This window comes from Providencia sp. PROV073 (genome assembly GCF_033688125.1).
Taxonomy (GTDB): domain Bacteria; phylum Pseudomonadota; class Gammaproteobacteria; order Enterobacterales; family Enterobacteriaceae; genus Providencia; species Providencia hangzhouensis.
Genome location: NZ_CP096353.1, coordinates 1,610,332 through 1,629,942, shown reverse-complemented (window position 1 = coordinate 1,629,942; position 19,611 = coordinate 1,610,332). Strand labels below are relative to the sequence as shown.

Annotated in this window: 19 protein-coding genes; 13 read left to right on the top strand and 6 right to left on the bottom strand. The window is 40.1% G+C overall.

Going from position 1 to position 19,611, the window contains the following annotated elements; genetic code table 11:
• Positions 1–65: 65 nt before the first annotated feature.
• A complete protein-coding gene (locus tag M1F17_RS07220; RefSeq protein ID WP_131680576.1) occupies positions 66–1,490 on the bottom strand; it encodes a YfjI family protein in 1,425 nt (474 codons plus the stop codon).
• 412 nt (positions 1,491–1,902) lie between these two features.
• Between M1F17_RS07220 and M1F17_RS07215 the strand changes: the two genes are divergently transcribed.
• The 10 genes from M1F17_RS07215 to M1F17_RS07170 all read left to right on the top strand — a co-directional run bounded on the left by M1F17_RS07215 (position 1,903) and on the right by M1F17_RS07170 (position 10,566).
• Positions 1,903–2,631, top strand: a complete 729-nt coding sequence (locus M1F17_RS07215) for a DUF3944 domain-containing protein (protein ID WP_094963210.1) — start codon at positions 1,903–1,905, stop codon at positions 2,629–2,631.
• Between the two features lie 56 nt (positions 2,632–2,687).
• Complete coding sequence (locus tag M1F17_RS07210) at positions 2,688–3,365, top strand: helix-turn-helix transcriptional regulator (protein ID WP_131680577.1); 678 nt, start codon at positions 2,688–2,690, stop codon at positions 3,363–3,365.
• A gap of 9 nt (positions 3,366–3,374) precedes the next feature.
• Entirely contained in the window at positions 3,375–4,424 is a 1,050-nt protein-coding gene (locus tag M1F17_RS07205; protein ID WP_131680578.1) for a hypothetical protein, read from the top strand.
• Positions 4,425–4,481: 57 nt separating this feature from the next.
• The gene (locus tag M1F17_RS07200; RefSeq protein ID WP_109912629.1) at positions 4,482–4,700 is read left to right on the top strand and encodes a hypothetical protein; all 219 of its coding nucleotides are present in this window, start codon (positions 4,482–4,484) and stop codon (positions 4,698–4,700) included.
• 89 nt (positions 4,701–4,789) lie between these two features.
• Positions 4,790–5,206: an antirestriction protein gene (locus tag M1F17_RS07195; RefSeq protein ID WP_131680579.1), complete on the top strand. Its 417-nt coding sequence runs from the start codon at positions 4,790–4,792 to the stop codon at positions 5,204–5,206.
• A gap of 240 nt (positions 5,207–5,446) precedes the next feature.
• Entirely contained in the window at positions 5,447–5,881 is a 435-nt protein-coding gene (locus tag M1F17_RS07190; protein WP_131680580.1) for an antirestriction protein, read from the top strand.
• Positions 5,882–5,982: 101 nt separating this feature from the next.
• Positions 5,983–6,819, top strand: coding sequence for a DUF932 domain-containing protein (locus M1F17_RS07185; protein ID WP_131680581.1), 837 nt, complete (start codon positions 5,983–5,985; stop codon positions 6,817–6,819).
• Positions 6,820–7,650: 831 nt separating this feature from the next.
• The gene (locus tag M1F17_RS07180; protein WP_112307250.1) at positions 7,651–8,016 is read left to right on the top strand and encodes a GtrA family protein; all 366 of its coding nucleotides are present in this window, start codon (positions 7,651–7,653) and stop codon (positions 8,014–8,016) included.
• On the top strand, positions 8,013–8,951 hold the full coding sequence (locus M1F17_RS07175; protein WP_112307240.1) for a glycosyltransferase family 2 protein: 939 nt from the start codon (positions 8,013–8,015) through the stop codon (positions 8,949–8,951). Before M1F17_RS07180 ends, M1F17_RS07175 begins: the two co-directional genes overlap by 4 nt.
• Complete coding sequence (locus M1F17_RS07170) at positions 8,944–10,566, top strand: DUF6056 family protein (protein ID WP_180312525.1); 1,623 nt, start codon at positions 8,944–8,946, stop codon at positions 10,564–10,566. The genes M1F17_RS07175 and M1F17_RS07170 overlap by 8 nt, the downstream gene beginning before the upstream one ends.
• A 56-nt stretch (positions 10,567–10,622) precedes the next feature.
• On the opposite strand, the gene M1F17_RS07165 is transcribed toward M1F17_RS07170, so the two are convergent.
• Entirely contained in the window at positions 10,623–11,387 is a 765-nt protein-coding gene (locus M1F17_RS07165; RefSeq protein ID WP_112307238.1) for a phage tail protein, read from the bottom strand.
• A gap of 393 nt (positions 11,388–11,780) precedes the next feature.
• Between M1F17_RS07165 and M1F17_RS07160 the strand changes: the two genes are divergently transcribed.
• The 3 genes from M1F17_RS07160 (at position 11,781) to M1F17_RS07150 (ending at position 14,808) form a co-directional block, all read left to right on the top strand.
• Positions 11,781–13,055, top strand: coding sequence for an MASE1 domain-containing protein (locus M1F17_RS07160; RefSeq protein WP_136134887.1), 1,275 nt, complete (start codon positions 11,781–11,783; stop codon positions 13,053–13,055).
• 27 nt (positions 13,056–13,082) lie between these two features.
• Positions 13,083–14,384, top strand: coding sequence for an HdeD family acid-resistance protein (locus M1F17_RS07155; RefSeq protein ID WP_164455338.1), 1,302 nt, complete (start codon positions 13,083–13,085; stop codon positions 14,382–14,384).
• A 91-nt stretch (positions 14,385–14,475) separates the two neighbouring features.
• Positions 14,476–14,808: a DMT family transporter gene (locus M1F17_RS07150; RefSeq protein ID WP_371021498.1), complete on the top strand. Its 333-nt coding sequence runs from the start codon at positions 14,476–14,478 to the stop codon at positions 14,806–14,808.
• A 240-nt stretch (positions 14,809–15,048) separates the two neighbouring features.
• Here the strand turns inward: M1F17_RS07150 and M1F17_RS07145 are convergent, their stop codons facing one another.
• From M1F17_RS07145 to M1F17_RS07130, 4 genes are read right to left on the bottom strand one after another with little or no spacing between them, the layout of a single operon-like run.
• Positions 15,049–16,188 (bottom strand): Gfo/Idh/MocA family protein, encoded by a 1,140-nt coding sequence (locus M1F17_RS07145; protein WP_272515261.1) that lies wholly within the window; start codon positions 16,186–16,188, stop codon positions 15,049–15,051.
• A gap of 11 nt (positions 16,189–16,199) precedes the next feature.
• Complete coding sequence (locus tag M1F17_RS07140; RefSeq protein ID WP_004261652.1) at positions 16,200–17,264, bottom strand: sugar phosphate isomerase/epimerase family protein; 1,065 nt, start codon at positions 17,262–17,264, stop codon at positions 16,200–16,202.
• Entirely contained in the window at positions 17,261–18,337 is a 1,077-nt protein-coding gene (locus tag M1F17_RS07135) for a Gfo/Idh/MocA family oxidoreductase (RefSeq protein ID WP_318837335.1), read from the bottom strand. The genes M1F17_RS07140 and M1F17_RS07135 overlap by 4 nt, the downstream gene beginning before the upstream one ends.
• A gap of 1 nt (position 18,338) precedes the next feature.
• Positions 18,339–19,589: an MFS transporter gene (locus M1F17_RS07130; protein WP_206277583.1), complete on the bottom strand. Its 1,251-nt coding sequence runs from the start codon at positions 19,587–19,589 to the stop codon at positions 18,339–18,341.
• Positions 19,590–19,611 lie beyond the last annotated feature (22 nt).

The following is a 19,611-nucleotide window of genomic DNA, read 5'->3' as shown; positions in this document are numbered from 1 at the left end:
TACTTTGGCCTATTTTTAAATTTTCACCCTGCTATTCTTGCTACTAATAGCAGAAATAGCAGGGTCTAATTTCTGAACCACTGTTTTTTTGTATAACTATTGTTAAAAAAAGTAGGACCTTGGCAGACCCACAAACTTTGTCTTTCACATTGTTCAATATCAATACAACCTTCACGCTCTAAACGTTGTAGAACAACATCTAATCGTTTTCCTCTTCTTAATGAGTTAGGACCATATTTTCGTATATCATTTTTACGTATACTATTGCAATTTTCTCTACGATAGAAATAATCTAACCAATCTAATAATTTAACCTCTTCATTCCACTCGAGTGCGCCAAATAAATTATTAGCTTGCTCCATATACCACAAGCAAATATCTTTAGCCTGCCCCACAGAAACTTTATCTATAGGAGCAGTTCCCCGTTCAAAATAACTTAATAGAGCTGATAAACGTGCAATGTTATTAGCCATCTTTGATGCCGTATCCCTAATATTTTCGTAGTCTCCCCCTCTTCTTAATTGCTCTTCAATATCATTATAGATTCCTTTCCACTCTAATTCAGCTTGAGGATCAAAAGCTACACATTCTCGATGCTCTTGACAGCTCGCCTTTAAATAACTACATATTTTCTGATGAAATAGTTCAATATAAGTATGATGATTATTTGAATAATCGCGAATAAAGCGTGACCCTTGTGTCGATAATTGCTCATCAATTAACACAGGTAAACAACGTGCAAAAAAACCGCTTCCCTTCGCTTTTATTCCTTGTTTCTTTAAATATTCTTCAAAGATAGCTTGTTGCACCATCACGGATAAAGTGATCCGCCCATTTTCAATCTGAAAACTTTGCATTGTCTTTCGCTCAACTTGAAAAGAGTGCCCATCCCAGATTGAGTTTAGAAAGCTAAGATCATTCATCACTTTGCGATCTAAGATATTCGCGCCTTCATCAGCAATTAGTCCAATGTTGGATTGGTGAAGAAACATATTCAGTTGCAGTGCTTCCGGTGTCACATTGTTGTAGATGCGCTTTTCATTCTTTGGTAATTTAGGACACAATTTGCTGTGAGCTAAATATTGAGCATCTTCTAATTCAGTTGCTAGCCCCTTTTTAGCTTTTTTTTCAATACTCGCTAGTATGGCTTTTTCTTTAGCTTTCCAAATCTTATGTTCCGCCGAATATTTGGCCATTAAAACTTCATAGTTCTGTGCGGATATTCTATCGTGCTCATAAATTGGCGCTAATACACGTCTATCGACACTCGTTTTCCGTTCACCCGAGTTTGCAATAACAAGAAAAAATAATGAAACAGGTGACTGTATAGATGTAGTGACCTGTATATCTAATTTATCTTGCAGTGCCAAAGATAGCGCACTCAGTACTGAAGAAGCAATTAAAGGTTCAGGCGCTTGTGTTTCTTCTCTTAAATCTAAAATAACCTCTTTTAGATCCTGAGGAAAAGCGTTTAATGGAAATCGATTCATGTAAACTCCATTAGTCCGTTGTCATTGAGTTATGGGAATAAATAGTAATCCTTAACCTGCGTCAAGTAGGAAAAAAACTATTGGATTGTATTGTTCTTCATCAGAATCAAAGTTTACATATATTTACAATCATTCTCGCTCTATCTCCCTTTTTTTCTAACACTCAAACGAGTTTTTATAGCTCATGTTCTTCACAATATAATCAATATTCTTAATCAAATATTTTTCAGATATATATCACTCATATGAAATCCAATAATTAAATGAATATCAATTAGTTAAATTGCATTCGTGACACACCCTGTCATTTCCCTTCATTTCTCTCTTGAAAAAAAGTCAAATAGCCGGACATAACCTGTCCGGTGAGGTTGTTATCGTGGTGTTCTCTTTTTAAAGCTAGGGAATCACACTGATGGCAACTTACCGATTAGATACCGATTTAGCGTTTTTACGTGAATGCAGCAATGAAGAACTGGGCTTGCTTGTGTCCGTCCTAACTCATGACAGCAAAGACGGACAAAAGCGTTGGACTGAAACCTTAACCAGTTCACCTGAATATCAACTCTATCACCCTGAGCACCAGCAATACTGGATGTCGATTGCGGCAGAGTTGCAAGCCTTTGGGGCCAACAGCTTGATGAGTCTCGTCCGAGGCAATAAAGGCGTGTTGTACCGTGAAATTTTACAAGATGTCTGTGACCACCTTGATGTCAATTATCCTAAGGAGGGGAATACCGAAACCTTGGAATTGAATTTGTTATTGAAAGTATTAGAAAAAAGCTTAAATGAGCTGACCACGGAAGAGCTACAAGCCTTCTCTCGTGATATGCAACTTAACCTCACCAACCCCACTCCTCAACTGATTTTGATTGCGGTTCAAGCGGCTATCCGTACCTCTGGCATTGCTGCACTGGAAGTGGCCACACTCTCAGCCATTGGTGTGATTAATGCGCTCGGCGGGGTAGCCACACTCGGTACGCTTTTTGCCGCACACCGAGCACTTTCCTTGATTGCGGGTCCGATTGGTCTTGCGGTGAGCTCGGCATGGCTTGTCGCTGACCTAGCGGGTCCTGCTTATCGCGTCACTGTTCCTGCCTGCATCATTGTGGCGTACTTACGACAAAAGGCCTTATCACAATAAGGTTTATCAATCCCATTCTATCCGCTTGCCGGAGCTATTTTAATAAGGACAACATCATGTCGACATCTGTGTCTCGCCATGACCGGCTTGCGTCTCGGTTGGCGTTTATTATCAGTCAATTATTTCGAGGAGAAACCGTTTATTTATCCGCGCTGTCAGAAGAGCTCAATGTCTCGACTCGTACCCTGCGGCGTGATTTTAATGAGCGCCTTCAGTATCTGGACTTGGAATATCACCAAGGTGGCTATCGATTGGCAGCATCACAGCGTCCCTTTCGTACCGATAAGGACATATTGCGCTTTGCCGCCATTACGCATGTCACCTCACTGTTTCCGGCTTTAGACAGGAAGCTGCTGACGGTTCTGCTCGACCCAACAATTGATTCACCGTTTATTGTCTACCACACGCCACCTAAGCAGCGTCCCTCGCTGTTCGGGGGCTTTTATATTCTAACACAAGCCATTGTAAAACGGCGTTTACTGCAATTTACCCACCAAGGAAAAAACATCACGAACGTTGCCCCGTATAAGTTGATTTATTACCACGGTCATTGGTATCTCGCCGCTGATATCGCGGAGCACATTCATGTCTTTGATGTGATGGCCTTGCAAGACGTGGTCATGACGGCGCGGGGCTTTCGTTATCGTGAAGACCTCAACCAACGGTTATGTGAAGAGGCGTTTATTCAAGCCTTGCCCCATTACCAATATATTCAATCACTCGTTAAATTATAAGGTATTAAGATGAAAACTATTTTTTATACCGTTTGCATCAGCAGCGCACTCTTGTTGGGATGTGATGATTCAACGTCAACGACTGCTAAGACTGTTTCCCAAGACATTTTGCGTGTTCAAGGATTGATTTATGATTACGACCGCAGTGTCACACTCGGTGGGGTACTCAACCATCGTAAAGATTGTGTTTCGCCAACATGGGAAACCTTAACGGATGAACAAGAAAGGCCCTTGGTGGTCTATAAGTGTCAGTTAGCTAAAGGGGCATTACAAAACGCCATTAACCACGATTTAAATAACTGGTATCAAACGGCAATAGACGGTATGACTAAATTCATACCGCGCTTTGCCAATGCGGAAACACCGAAAACAGATTCAACCCTTGAGGAGCAGAGGCTTACACAGGTTTTACAGCTCATCACAACACTGTCCCAACATGACTGGTCATTGCTCAGAGGCAATGTTGACCAGCCCTATGCAATGACGACACCGATTGCATTTAATGCCGGTTATACTCCGTCAGAGGAAGCCGAGCGCCAGCTTAAAGCATGGAATACGTTAACGGAGACATTGAATGACCACGCCCCTGATGTTGGCCTGTATTTATTACCGTGGTTAAACCAAACGGAAAATGTCGAGGCAATGCTCCGGAAAAAGGTCTCTGAGCTTCAGCAACACAATGCCAATGCGTTAACACAATTTAGACACCAGCAAAATGAAGCCATTCAAATCACGGAGCAATACATCACAGACCTAAAACGTGCACAACAAAATGCACACGACTGGTCAATCACCCAAGTTTTTATTTGGAGCCTCGTTAACCCTGAAAAGCCTGTTCTAACGCATGTTCTGTATAACCTAGAGGATAAACAAGGGCAGGAGGATTTTACCCCTATGATGGAAAAAACATTGAGCCGTTTAGCAAGAACAGATGCCGTCGCATGGGCGTATCAAGGTAAACTTGAAACCCCTCAAATTATTAACGGAATAGCAAAAGCGTTATTTTACTACCAAACACAATCCTTTCAAAAACCGGATATCGCCCGATATCAATACTGAGTTTTCACACACTATTCGGCGTTCATATTCAATGAACGCCTGACTAAAGGGTAATCTATGTCCATTTTTAAACTTATCGCCACCTCTGTGAGTGTTGTGACACTGGTGTCTATCACCTACTACGCCCAGAAGACGGTCAATGAACAACTTGCGCTTGAAGGCAAGTATTCCGACACGGAAATTCAAGCGGCTCGACTTGGGGCGACGCTTGCTTGCACAACCTTATTGGGGGGAGCCATTGAACGACTACTCAACGGGCTATTTAGTGACCACTAAAACTCAACTATTTCAATGTAGATTCAACATAACGGCAGACCAATCGGTCTGCCTTTTTTATTTCGTAACATCCACAAAAGGGCTTTTTTATGACACTTAAACCCATCATCTCAACACCCGCTTCCAACCGCCAGCGCACGCATTTTTGGCAAACTCATTTTGGCAACGTTAAAGGCTTTTCAACCTTTGAAGTGGTGATTTTTACTACCATGGGCCAGTTTTGTGAGGACTACCACGGCGGGTATTGGGAATATTGCACTTTATCTAATGGCGGCGCTTTTATTTATCCCGATTTGAATCAAGAGGAGCTTACGCTATTCAACCCGCATAATGGCAATGAAGCGAACGTTAGCTCTGAAGCGGCAGGCATTGCTGTGTGTTTGATGATGTACAGTTTATGGTCATTTCAAACGGAAAGTGACATCCTCGTCGATCGCTTTTATCAATTGCGTGATTATGCGGCGCAACACCCAGAACGTTCCGCCATTTTCCATCTAATCGATTAACCACGTCCTTATTTACGCCTTCGTATTATCTGATTCATTATAAAAGCATCATCAGACTAACCCATTAATTAACTTACATTTATTTTTATATCTATATTATTTTAGTGAATCAATCATCAGAATGCGTCACTAAAAATGATACTCAATATACCTATCATTTCGAGAAAGCTCTGCACCGCAAGGTGTAGGGCTTTTTTGTTTATTACTGTCTATCAATATCGACTGAATTGGAGTTCTATTATGTTTACTTTACAAGAGCAAGAATCAACGGTTATCAAAACCAACCTCGTCAATTCCCGTGGTCGTAGTACCTTCTGGCGTTTTTACTTTGGTACTGTGCCAGACTGGCAACGTATTGAAGGCGATATCTTTAATCTGATGGATAAGATGTGTGAGGTCTATCAAGGTGCTTTCTGGGAGTTCAGTATGCTGACTAATGGCGGCGCATTTATCTGGCCTGATATGCTCGAAACCTCCCTGCAAATGTTTAACCCGCATAACGGAAATGAAGCTGAGTTAAGCCCGGAGGCAGCTGGTATTGCAGTCTGTTTACTGGTGTATAGCATCTGGTCATTTAAAACCGAAAGCCCTGTGCTGGTGGAATATTTTTACCTGTTGCGTGATTACGCTATACAGCATCCGGAGCAAGCTCAAATCTTTCGCCTAATTGACTAAGTTATTGATAACGCATTAATACAGCGTCCACCAGCTTATCACCTCACTTATTTCCTTTATCTTATTTTAATTTATCAGTGTTATCACTGAGGAGAACCCCTATGTCTCGTTTAGCCTCCCGCTTTGGTGCGGCGAATAGCATTCGTCGTGACCGCCCGTTAACGATTGAAGAGTTGTTCCGTACTGTACCCAGTGTTTTCTCTGAAGAAAAACACGAATCCAGAAGTGACCGATATACTTACATCCCAACCATTACCTTACTCGATAGCCTTCAAAAAGAAGGTTTTTATCCATTCTTTGCCTGCCAGACTCGTGTACGTGATGTTAGCCGTCGAGAGCACACCAAGCATATGTTACGGCTACGTCGTCATGACCAAATTACGGGAATACAAGTTCCTGAAATTATTCTTTTAAATAGCCATGATGGTTCAAGTAGTTATCAAATGTTGCCGGGTCTATTTAGAGCTGTATGTTCGAACGGTTTAGTTTGTGGAGATACCTTTGGTGAAGTGCGTGTCCCTCACAAAGGTGATGTTGTTGGTAAGGTGATTGAAGGGGCTTATGAAGTTTTAGAAACGTTTGATACGGTAGCGGAAAAGCGCGAACAAATGCAATCTCTCATGTTACCTCCACCAGCACAGCAAGCCTTAGCACATGCGGCTTTGACTTATCGTTTTGGTGAAGAGCATCAACCTATTACCGAAGCGCAAATATTACAGCCTCGCCGTTGGGAGGATAAGAAAGATGATCTGTGGACGGTATATCAACGTTTACAGGAGAATTTAATCAAGGGAGGATTATCGGGTAGGAACGCTAAAGGCAAGCGAGCTCGCACTCGCTCGGTGAATGGTATTGATGGGGATATTAAATTGAATAAGGCGCTGTGGGTGATGACAGAAAAGATGCATGAACATTTTGCTGGAAGAGAGAGGATGTAAAAATGGGGGCACATTGTTTTTCATAAAATGATGTGCTGCTATTTATTTGTTGATAGCTTTATTTTTTTGTTAAGCCGAGATTATTCTTCCAAAATATGCTGGTGTGTATGATTGTAGTTTTTAGATATGCTGTTTATCTCAACAAGTATTCGAAAAAATGATTTGCTATCAAACAAAAAGAAGATGGAGCTACCTTTTAGTTCTAGCTCCTATTAACACAAGTCACAGAATCAAAAGCAAAGTAGTAATTTCTACATAACATGATAAAATACCAAACAATAGTGAACAACTGCCTCATTAACTCAAAGGCACAAAAATCAATCAAAATATTTTTAGGCACCTTATTAGGCACTTTTGAAAAGTTGAATTGAACATTAGCACTATAAAATCATTTAGTTAAGCGACGAATTCAGACTCCGCCAGCCCACCAAATTTGGTGGGTCAGTGATAGGACAACAGGTTTAAAAACAGGAAGTTAGCAAAATCAGTTGGACTAGACACTGGCAACATTAAGACTAGAAAGTGCACGTGAAATGCACGCGCATTTGAAAGTTACTAAAAGCCCACTTCAGTGGGCTTTTTTATTGCTTTCTGAGTACACCTACCATTCACACTTATACCAAAATATAAATAGTTCGTAGTGGTACTGTAGTAAAATCCCATTTCCCCTATTTTATAATATAGGCTTGCTTTTCTGTCTCACAATTTGGTGGAGAATAAAGTAAGACTAACACGACATTTCACATAAACTCTCCTTATCAGTTTGCTGCATCAGTAGGTATATTCAGGTATACTAAATTACTTATTCTCTTCTCAATACGAATGATTGAAATGATTAAGTTATTTACTAAATACTTTTCGGTTGGAATTTTAAACACTCTTATACATTGGTCCATTTTTGGGCTACTGACAGTGTTCCTTTCAACCTCTCAAGCTATAGCTAACTTAATAGGCTTCATAGCTGCTGTCAGTTTTTCCTTTTTTGCTAATGCAAAATTCACCTTCAAAGCTAAAGCGACTACAGCACGATACTTATCATTTACCTTATTTATGGGGCTATTAAGTTACTTGACTGGTTATGTTTCAGACCAACTACAATTCCCCCCTATAGCAACTTTAATAATTTTTTCTTCGATTAGCCTCGTATTAGGTTTCCTTTACTCCAAAATCTTTGTTTTCAGAGATACTCCACAATGAAAATATCATTAGTAGTACCAGTTTATAACGAAGAAGAAGCTATCCCTATATTTTATAAGTCAGTAAGAGAACACCCGATTCTTAATCAATATGATATCGAAATAGTCTTCATAAATGATGGAAGTAAGGACAGCACTGAAAATATTATCAATGCACTAGCTATTGCTGACCCTTTAGTGATCCCTTTAAACTTCACGCGAAATTTTGGAAAGGAACCGGCTTTGTTTGCGGGCCTTGAATACGCAACTGGAGAAGCTGTAATACCTATTGATGTAGACCTTCAAGATCCTATTGATGTTATTCCTCAGCTCATAGATAAATGGCAACAAGGCGCAGATATTGTTCTCGCAAAAAGAGCTAATCGTACTAGTGATACATGGTTAAAACGCAAAACAGCTGAATGGTTTTACAAGCTCCATAATAAAATTAGCGCGCCTGAAATTGAAGAGAATGTTGGCGATTTTAGGTTGATATCTCGTCAGAGTGTCGAATATATAAAATTATTACCTGAGCGTAATTTATTCATGAAAGGTATCCTTTCATGGGTGGGTGGAAAAATTGATGTTGTTGAATACAATAGAGCAGAAAGATCTGCTGGAGAAAGTAAATTTAATGGCTGGAAATTATGGAACTTAGCCTTAGAAGGTATAACGAGTTTTTCTACTTTTCCATTACGCGTTTGGACTTACATTGGTTTATTTGTTGCTTTTGCATCTTTTATCTATGGTGGTTGGATGATGGTAGATAAATTAATTTGGGGTAATCCTGTTCCTGGTTATCCTTCATTACTTGTTTCTATTCTATTTTTAGGTGGAGTTCAGCTTATTGGTATTGGTGTACTCGGTGAGTATATTGGTCGTATTTATACTGAAAGCAAAGCAAGGCCTAGATACTTGCTAAAAAAGACAGATTATATTGAGAACAAAAATGACTAACTACTTAAAACGTATTAATTTAGGCTACATAAGTGTCCTAATTGTCTTTTCGCTTATTTTTTTAGTCGAATACTATACACCTATGCATTCTGATGACTATGTGTATTATATTAAAGGAAATTCATTATCTGCTCATGTATCTCACTACCTTTCATGGAGTGGAAGATTTGTATCAGACTATTTTAGCACTCTAGTTCTTACATCAGACTCTAACATACTAAAAAATAGTATGATTGCATTTGTATTAACAATGATGATCTTTTTAATTACTAAAATAAGTAGTAACTCTGACACAAGTAAAAAAACATTTTTTTTACAGTTTATTGTTTTATTTTCAATTTACTGGGTTACAAATCCAGCTCTTGGTCAAATTGTTTTTTGGGTTGTTGGTGCAGCAAATTATCTTGTCACAAATTTATTTATTGTTATTTATCTTTATTTTTTATTTCGTTATCTTGATGATAAAAAGTGCCTAATCCCTCTCATAATCAGTTCTTTTTTTGCTGGATGCAGTAATGAAAATACGAGTTGGATTATAGTTGCCATTTCAGTAATTACCTCCTGTTATGTTTTTTTTAAACATAAAAACAGACTTATTATCTTTTCATCTGTACTTGTTATACTTGGGTTTGTAACTTTGATTTCGAGCCCTGGTAATTTTCATCGAGCCGCTCTTTTCACTGACTTTTACTCCCTCAGTACGATAGAAAAAATCACATATTTTTTATCGGATAAACTTTCACATTCATTTACTAAAACGTGGGGGGTACTAGTTGCTTCATTACTTTTACTGCTAACTTATGTAGGTGAAAAGAAGTCAAAAAGCTTTTATCTTTCATTATTGTTTATCGTATTAGGCTTTTTAAGTATATTTTCCATGGTTGCATCCCCAACATTTCCTACTAGGTCTTTGAGTGGCGCTCACCTTTTTTATGTTATTTCATGCTCCTTTTCTATTGGATACGCATTTAGTATGAAAAATAAAAGAGGAATCGCAATTACATATTTTATTGGTATTTTAACTCTTTGTGGTTTCATTTTTTCATATATTCAAATGGTTTATTCATATAATACAATAACGACTCAAGAGAAAATAAGAATTTATGCTATAAACGAAGAAATAATTGGTGATTCTAAAACCGATAAGATACCCGAGTATTACTATCCACGCTCTTTCAGAGGTGGTGACGAAATGGATTTATATCATAATCCTAATGCAATGGCTGAATACTTTAATATTAGCCATCCGATTGAAACCTATAAAATAGACTATAACTACGCAGTTATTTTAGATGGAATAAAACTGCCACTACCTAATGTAACAAATACAAATGTTTCAAATCTATTCTTAGGTAAAGATAGATTTTTAAAAGGAACAACTATAGCCCTACAACTTGTTGATAACAAAAAGTTAATGTCAAATGAAAGCTATAGAATAATAGTAATGGATGACAAAAATAGAATACATACTGAAGAGAATAACAAGATAGACTCTATTTATGGTATGAATTTAGTTGGTTTCACTATTCCAGTTTCACCTAAAAATATAAAATCCATTAATTTCATTGTAGATATGGATAACAAAAAAACAATTGAGCAACAAGTAATCTTTTAATTTAAGTGTGGTGTGCATATTACAATGCACGCCACACTTTTATTTACTAATAGCACTTAACTTAATCGATACCACCTCATCAACATGGTATAGGCGTTGGTAACTGTTAAGGCCGTTCCTGAACCGAGGTTTTCCGTGTTACCTGAATAGGTATGCGTGTGTGCTCCACTATTAGACGTTTCACCTGACCATATTTTAGATGCGTTAAATACATATTTATAGCCGCTAGTTGTGTTATTACCATTATAGCCAGTTCCCCCGTTAGCAAGACTAAAAGCGCCTGTTGCCATAGAGTGAATAGCATTATCACTCCGGATATATCCAATCTCACACGTGATATTCATCGTTCCTCGGGTATGAGTATGCCCTCTGCTACTTACAGTTGTTCCTAAATACTTTAATGGCACTACGGGTAGATGGCCTTTACCAATGGTCACTAAATCCGAACCACCTGGTGTGAAGACATTCGAGCCACTTGTCGCGGCTAAACTAATGGTTTTGTTTTCATCAATATACTGCCATTTTGTACCAGGGAATAACGTATTGGGGTTCTTGTTTTGCGCGAACCACACATCAATACCAACGGGATAGACCGTATTTAGGTTAACCGCGTTTTGTAATACATCGCTGACGGCCTTCTCGCTCATCACACTCGTTGTTGATTCGCCCGTTGATTGGTCAACACTACTCGTGTTTAGCTTAGTATTAAGCCCGTTATTGAGTGCTGTGTTTATTACATATCCCCCCGATGACTGATAACTCGCCTTAGCTTGGCACCGCATATCCCCTTCCGCTTTGGTATAGCTCTCGCCTTTGAGCACATAATTCCCTGCGGGACATAGTTAGCTATTTTTAATTGTGGTGAATACGTTCAATTTTTGCCATTATTGCTCGAGTATTGCTTTATATGACGTTGGGTATCTTTCACGAATAGCTGTCTATGAAAACAACAAGCCATGTTTTATATTTTAAAAAATTCAGATTTGGGGTGCTATTGGCTTTGACTGGGAGCGTAATGTTCATTGAAGTACCTACAGAGCCGAACTCATACTAAAATAAGAAATAAAAAGTGTCTAAAAATACAGGAAAAAATATAATAATAGCTATACCTCAAGATATCATTTTGATATTTTTTGAAAAGAGAAATGATGTAGACCTTTTTGCGTTAAGATAAGGCCAAACATAACTTTATGATGTATAACCTGAAATAAACTATGAAAACATCCTTGCTATCAAATAAGACCACGCTAATCGTAATAATAGGATGGCTATTACTTTATTACGTAACAGGTGAAATCTCCGAAATACTTACACCAGAGAATTCAGATATTTCTGTTGTCTGGTTTCCTGCGGGAGTCGCAACAACCGCTTTTTTATGTATGCACAAGCGCCAATGGTTACCATTACTGATTGGCTTCGTTGTATTAAACTTGATTCTGAATGGCTTCGATAATGAGCAAATCACCCTTTCACTTATATACGCCGCTCTAGCTGTACTTTCTTGTATTGCTATTGCTTGGATTGTCCGTAGGTATGCTCAGAGAGGAGATGATCTGCAACTAATATTGTTATGGCTATCGGCAGTAATAATTGTCAGTTTTGCAGATGCAGTTTTATTTTCTATCAGTTTGTATTGGTTTGATAATACATCACTTAATGATATTTTCTGGGATGGTTTTATTGCTGATATTACTGGCAACATATTTGCGACAACAGTGATTATGGGGCTAATTAATACCCATTTCAAAAGGGTGGTGCCTTCTTTCAAAATTAATATAATTTGGGGAAGTATTGTTTTTATTCTTCTTATTATTAGCACAATATTAATATTCAATGATACTGCGATACAGATATACTATTCCTATTTTCATCAGCATCGTAATACTGCTAAATTATCACTACTCTGCATCCCTATTTTGCTTGCTGTTACCCTGTCTATGCTATGGGGAAACAGAGGAGGATCAATCGCACTATTAATACTTGCCACTATTACAATCTATTACACTCGTAATCAGCAAGGTCCTTTTTACCTTCATGGCCTATTTCGCCATGAATCACTGTGGTTAATACAGGGATATTTGACCGTAATATCATTATTAATGGTTTTTTTGCGAGTTGTCGCTCGAAGTACTCATAGAATTGATGACACACAAGGGGCTTATAAACCGCAGCACCTAGTATATCAACTTAATCTAGATAATGGTGCTATAGAATGGGGAAATACAGATTGTTCATATCCGAAGGCTGATTTAATAACCCTTTCCGCTCTAAGACAAATTATGGAATCTATTCACCCTGACGACCGAGAAAAACTCGCTCGACATTGGGAACAAGAGCAAGCTCAGACCACTCTTCCAATAATAACCTTTTGTCTGAAAGATAAAGAAGGTCGTTGGTGGAATATAGAAGATCGTGGAAGTGTTATTTTTAGTCATAACAAGCCAGTAATGATTGTTGGGAATTGGTTTATTTTGGGTGAAGTATCCTAAAATTGATGTAATAACAAAGGATAAGTGATGCTACAAATTGCATTATTACTTTTCGGTGCCGAATTTATCAGAGGAAAAGCACATTACCTCTGGGGGATTGGGCTCCTTTGGTGTTTTATTGGTATCTTTATTTTTATTGATGGTATTGATGGTATTCTTTTTTTTCCAATACATTTGTTTGGTTTTCTATTGTTACTTGAAAGTCTGATCACATTAAGTGTCGCTTCAAGTGGAATTGGGACACAAAAAACGATACTTTTCTTTAAAGGTGGTTTGTTTTTATTCTGTGCATTGGTTATCTTAATTAATCAAACATATAGCAATGTATTACTGTCAGCGATGTTCGGTTTTGTTTTTTTTATTACCGGATTGTTTGTTGTTGCATCAGCTTGGATCGTACGTTTTCCTGGATGGCAATTAATCCTGTTATGGGGCGTAATTGAAATGCTGTTTGCCTTTTTTCTGTTTACCCATCACCAAGCAACAATTTCTTTTTTCATCGGCTTTTTGATGATAGGAAGTGGATTTGGATGCCTGAAGTTAGCATTTCGAGCCCGTCATATCCAACGAGGAACATCCATATTTGAACTGATGCGTCCTTTACCTGTGTCGTTTAAGAAAAAAGGGGCAACGCGGCCAATGACAGAGAACCTACAGTCCCCTACTTTAAATAGATCAACTGAACAAGATGCTATTTTGACTGTTCATATCTGGACCCCCGAAGGCTCCGCAAACCAACGTCCTGTACCACGGCCAATTATTAATCGTTATATTGCGGCTGTTGATTCTGAGGGGGTAATCTCTACGGGGCATGCATCTCTAGAACTCTATCCGCACCTCTATATCAGCTTATACCCTGAAGAAGATATTGATCGCTCTCCTTCAGAATTTTTCAGGCTACTAAAAGCAACCGCTGATAATAACGTTCCGGGGCGTTTCTTGCCTAATTATCAAGCTGAAGCATCCGAATGGTGTGAATCTGACAGACAGATTGTTTTCAATGTTTATAACTATGCTTCTTTATTGAGTTTTTGGGAAAAATATCGCCAGTATCCTATTTATAACCTAACATATCAAAACTGTTCCAGCAGTGTTGCATATGGTTTGGAAGCTGCGTTGGATGGTGTTTTGTCTATGCAAAAGAGAAGTGATTTTATCGGAATTTTAAATGTACTTTGTATGCCAGAGTTATGGATTGCGGCTCAAATTCGTCGGCGTGCGCTGATGATGGCATGGACCCCAGGATTAATTATGGATTATGCACGTGCTTTGCGGGCTATTGTACACCCTGTTCCTGTCCCTTGGTATAAACGCTTACTTAGGCGTTGAGTTTCATAGCTATGATGACATTTTTATCTCAAACATAGTTTAGAATTGTCATTTTGGAATGTTTGTTAAATAAGTTAAAGAGGTTTTTATGCTGAAAGTGTACGCAATCTTAATGGTGTCTATCATAGCTGAAACAACCGCGACAACCATGATGAAGGCGTCTGATGGGTTTACCAAGTTGGTGCCCAGTATTATTGTCGTTATTGGTTATGCCATTTCTTTTTATGGCTTATCCCAAGTTGTAAAAAGTATGAATATTGGTATCGCCTATGCGATATGGGCTGGAGCAGGAATATTTCTTGTTTCAGCATTATCGTTTTTTGTTTATAAACAGAAACTTGATTTTCCAGCATTAATTGGTCTGGCATGCATTGCGCTGGGAATTGTTATTATCCAGCTGTTCTCTAAATCAATTACTCATTGAGTGTCGAAATTACTCAACAAGAATGGATTAAATGACGACAATTACAAAGAGAAAATCATTATTACAGCCTCTGTGTGGTAATATATTACACAGAGGTTATAACTGTAATTAACGGGATTCTACCAACTCATTAATATGATAATATGTCAGCAAATTTCATATTTTCTGGCTGGGTTTCTTTTTTAACTCGGTGATAGTACTCTCAATTTCACATTAGCCTCATACCATCCATCACAGAGATTATGATGAGCAACGATATTGCGTAAAATCAATCCATTGACCACAGTTATCATCGCTACGTTTTGCAGCATCAATAAAAGCCATCCCCTGTAGGCCAATTTCAATACCCGGTAATAGCGGTGATGCGCCACCTCCCTCGCGTAAACGTGTTGCTGCCTCACGGTAAATCTGTGCAAAACCTTCTAAATATCCTTCGGGATGCCCGGCTGGAACCCTTGACATCGCACGGTTTTCCTCCCATTGAGACATTGATCCCCGAGACACACAGTACATGGGCGAATCAAACGGTTTTAACCATAATTGATTAGGATTTTCTTGGGAAAATGAAAGACTCCCTTGGCTGCCATATATGCGTAGTCGCAACCCATTTTCTTCACCACAAGCCACTTGGCTCGCCCATAGACGCCCTTTTGCTCCGTTGTGATAACGCATTTGCACACGCACATCGTCATCTAGCACTCTTCCTGGGATCATTGATGTGAGTTCAGCACGAATGGACTCTGGTAACATCCCTGTGACGAATGAAGCTAACTGCCACGCATGAGTACCGATATCGCCGATACAGCCCGTCCCCGCTTTTTTTGGATCGGTACGCCAATTCGCCTGCTTGTTTTCAGTTTCCTCTAATCGTGTTGCTAACCACTGCTGCAAATACTCCACTTCAATATAACGAATTTCTCCTAGTTCCCCTGCTAATATCCGGCTGCGCGCTTCACGAATTAACGGATAAGCACTGTAATTATGCGTGAGAATCAGTTGCCTACCCGTTTCTCGCACAACATCAGCAAGCTGCAAAGCTTCTGAGTATGATGTACACAATGGTTTATCACAGATAACGTCAATACCTGAGCGCAAAAATTCAACGGCAATAGGGGCATGCAAGTGATTAGGCGTGACAATCGCAACAACATCAATGCCATCATCACGTACGACTTCACTTTGCGCCATTTGCTGATAGCTGGCGTAGCATCGTTCAGGCGCAAGGTGCAGCCGTTCCCCTGTGCGTTTACCGTTTTCTTCATTCGAGGAAAATGCGCCTGCAACTAACTCAAACTCATCATCCATACGAGCCGCTAATCGATGCACTGCACCAATAAATGCACCTTCCCCGCCCCCAACCATTCCCAGCTTTAGTCTCATCGCCTTATCCTTTATTTATCACTTACGATCCCAAGTAATGCTCTGATTTGTTGAAGATTAGTATCTACCACTGCAAAATCATCAAAGGCATGATCAACCACTGGAATAATATGATTGGCGATAAAATCGGCTCCCTCTTTCGCCCCGGCATCTGGGGATTTAAGGCAACACTCCCATTCCATTGTAGCGACACCGGAAAAACCGTACTGAGTTAATTTGCTGAAAATAGATACAAAATCAATCTGACCATCCCCTAATGAGCGAAAACGCCCTGCACGCTCAACCCATGATTGATAACCGCCATAGATACCGCTACGGCCATTTGGTGAATATTCCGCATCTTTGACATGAAATGCGCGAATGCGTTGATGATAGCAATCAATAAACGCAAGATAATCCATTTGCTGGAGCAATAAATGACTTGGATCGTAGAGAATATGGCAACGCGGGTGGTTATCCACAAGCCCAAGAAAACGCTCAAATGTCACGCCGTCGTGTAAGTCCTCCCCTGGATGCAACTCGTAACATACATCGACGCCACACTCGTCAAACACATTCAGAATAGGCAACCAACGCAGCGCAAGTTCAGCAAATGCTTCGTTAAATAGTTGCGCATTGTGAGGGGGCCAAGGGTAAAAATAAGGCCACGCCAGCGCGCCTGAGAAAGTCACATGCGTAACTAACCCTAGGCGCTGCGAGGCTTTTGCCGCTTTGATGAGTTGCTCCACCGCCCACTGTTGGCGCTTTAGAGGATTACCTCTGACACTCACTGGGGCAAAACCATCAAAAACAGTGTCATACGCTGGATGTACCGCAATCAATTGGCCTTGTATATGAGTCGATAACTCACTGATCTGAATACCATATTGCTGTAACATGGCAACCAACTCATCGCAATAAGTTTGGCTTGTGGCTGCCAAGTCTAAATCAAAGATACGTGGGTCGATCGTTGGCACTTGAATATATGTAAAACCTAGGCTTGATGCCCATTCAGCAAGGCTTTCTAATGAGTTAAAAGGGGCTTTCTCGCCAATAAATTGTGCTAGAAAGATACCTGGACCTTGGATTGTTTTCATGACTCACTCCCTAAAATCACAGTGCGCTGTGTACGCACAGCTTCATCCGCAGCAAGAACAATTCGCAAGCTATTGAGTGCGTCTTGTAAATGCTGTTCTAATGAAAATTGTTCCGTAATCGATTGAATAAAATAACGTTGTTCACTTAGGCACAGCGCCAAATGGTCTGGCTCATCTTGGCAGTCAACCCAACGGTCGGGATGTTTAAAAGCATTGTTTTTATCAAGCTCTGCATAATGAATACGTAAAGAGTCAGTGCGTGTGTGCCCATCAACATTGTCGCTATTTCCTTCTCCATGCCGAGCCATTATCGAAACCGCACCGCGAGGGCCTATAACATCTTTGATAAAATACGCCGTTTCGCTGATCATTGGTCCCCAACCCGCTTCATACCAACCCACTGAGCCATCATCAAAACGAACCTGTAATTGACCATAGTTATACATATTGTCTGGTAATTCATCGGTCAATCTTGCGCCAATAGCGCTGACACTCACTGGCTGAGCTTGGGTCATTTGGCACATCACATCTAAATAATGAACGCCACAGTCAACTATCGGTGACAGTGATTGCATCAGGTTACGGTGTACATTCCACATCTGCCCATGGCTTTGTTGATTCAAATTCATTCTCATCACTAATGGCTTACCCAGCTCATGCGCTAGATGAATGAATTGTTGCCATGATGGGTGATGACGCAAGATATAACCCACCACCACTTGTCGATGGGCTTGTTTAGCAGCAGCAATGACGCGCTTAGCCCCTTCAACCGTAGTGGATAACGGCTTTTCAATAAACACATGACAGCCAGCCTTGAGTGCTAACAATGCATAAGCTTCATGCGTATCAGGGTATGTCGTTAAGCAAACCGCATCTGGTTGCGTTGCTTTTAATGCCTGTTCGTAATTATCAAACGTGGCATATTCACCACCTAAATGTTCATTGAGAGCATCTTTTGAATGACCACGAGCCACCAGCCCGCATATATCAACGCCCTCCATTCGGTGGTAAGCCTCTGCATGAGAGGCTCCCATATTGCCGCAACCAACGACTAAGACGCGTAAATTTGCCATCTTATTTCTCCTCCACTGGCTTTTCTTTATAGTTGAACGTGAAGAAGAACAATGCGGCAATCAGTAACGCACCAATCGCTGGGTACCACCAAAAACTTTGCCATTGTGGCAGAGCCGCTGCGCCTTCCGTTGTGACAATGCTATTGAACAGCATTCCACTGATTTGTGAACCAATTAACATCCCCACGCCATAGGTAAACAAGACCAGCAAGCTCTGCGCCTGCCCTTTTACTTTCTCACCAGCAACTTTGTCTGTATAGATAAAACCAATAACAAAGAAGAAGTCATAACACATACCATGTAAGAAAATACCGATATAAATCATCCAGCGCAGTTCTTCAGCAATCCCTAAGGCAAACATGACATAACGTAAGCACCAAGATAGCATCCCAATCAGCAACATCACTTTGATACCAAGACGAGCAAAGAAGAATGGTATCAATAACATAAAGAACAGTTCTGACATCTGCCCTAAAGACATCACGCCACCAACGTTAGTAAACCCTGTCGCCGCAACAAATGGCGCCGCATAGGCATAGTAAGCCGCCAATGGGATAGAGATCAGCATTGCACAAATGATGAAAACTAAGAAATGACGTTGCTTGAGCATGGCAAACGCATCTGCGCATAACAAGTCGCGCATCGCTACAGGTTTACCACGCTCTGGTGCTGGCGTGTGTGGTAATGTAAAGCTGTAAATCGCTAGCACCAACGAAGCTGCTGCCGCCAAGGTGAAAATTTCTGTACTATCTGATAACCCTGTTGAACCGACAATCAGCCCCGCAACAATCCAACCAAATGTACCGAATGCACGCACAACTGGGAACGCTTTCTCACTGTTCGGTAAACTATAAAAGGCAACGTTGTTACTAAGAGCAATAGTTGGCATATAGCAAAGCATATAACCAAAGATTATCCATAACAGACCGCTATGGTCCCCCGTAAAGTAACTTGGGATCATCCATAACAAACCGGCACCGATGAGATGCAGCACGCCAAGCACTTTTTGTGATGCAAAAAAACGGTCAACCACCATCCCTAGTACAAAAGGAGATAAAATAGAGGCGATGGGCCCTGTCGAATAGGCATCACCAATAATTGCTGATAAACCATATTTCCCCATGACAACCCCTAGCGTGACATACCATGCCCCCCACACAAAAAATTGAAGGAACATCATTAACGCCAATCGCGGTACTACCCATACATGGGCAGTATTTTTACCACCTTGAGCAAGACTATTCGTACCCATAAGACCCCCAATAATTTCTATT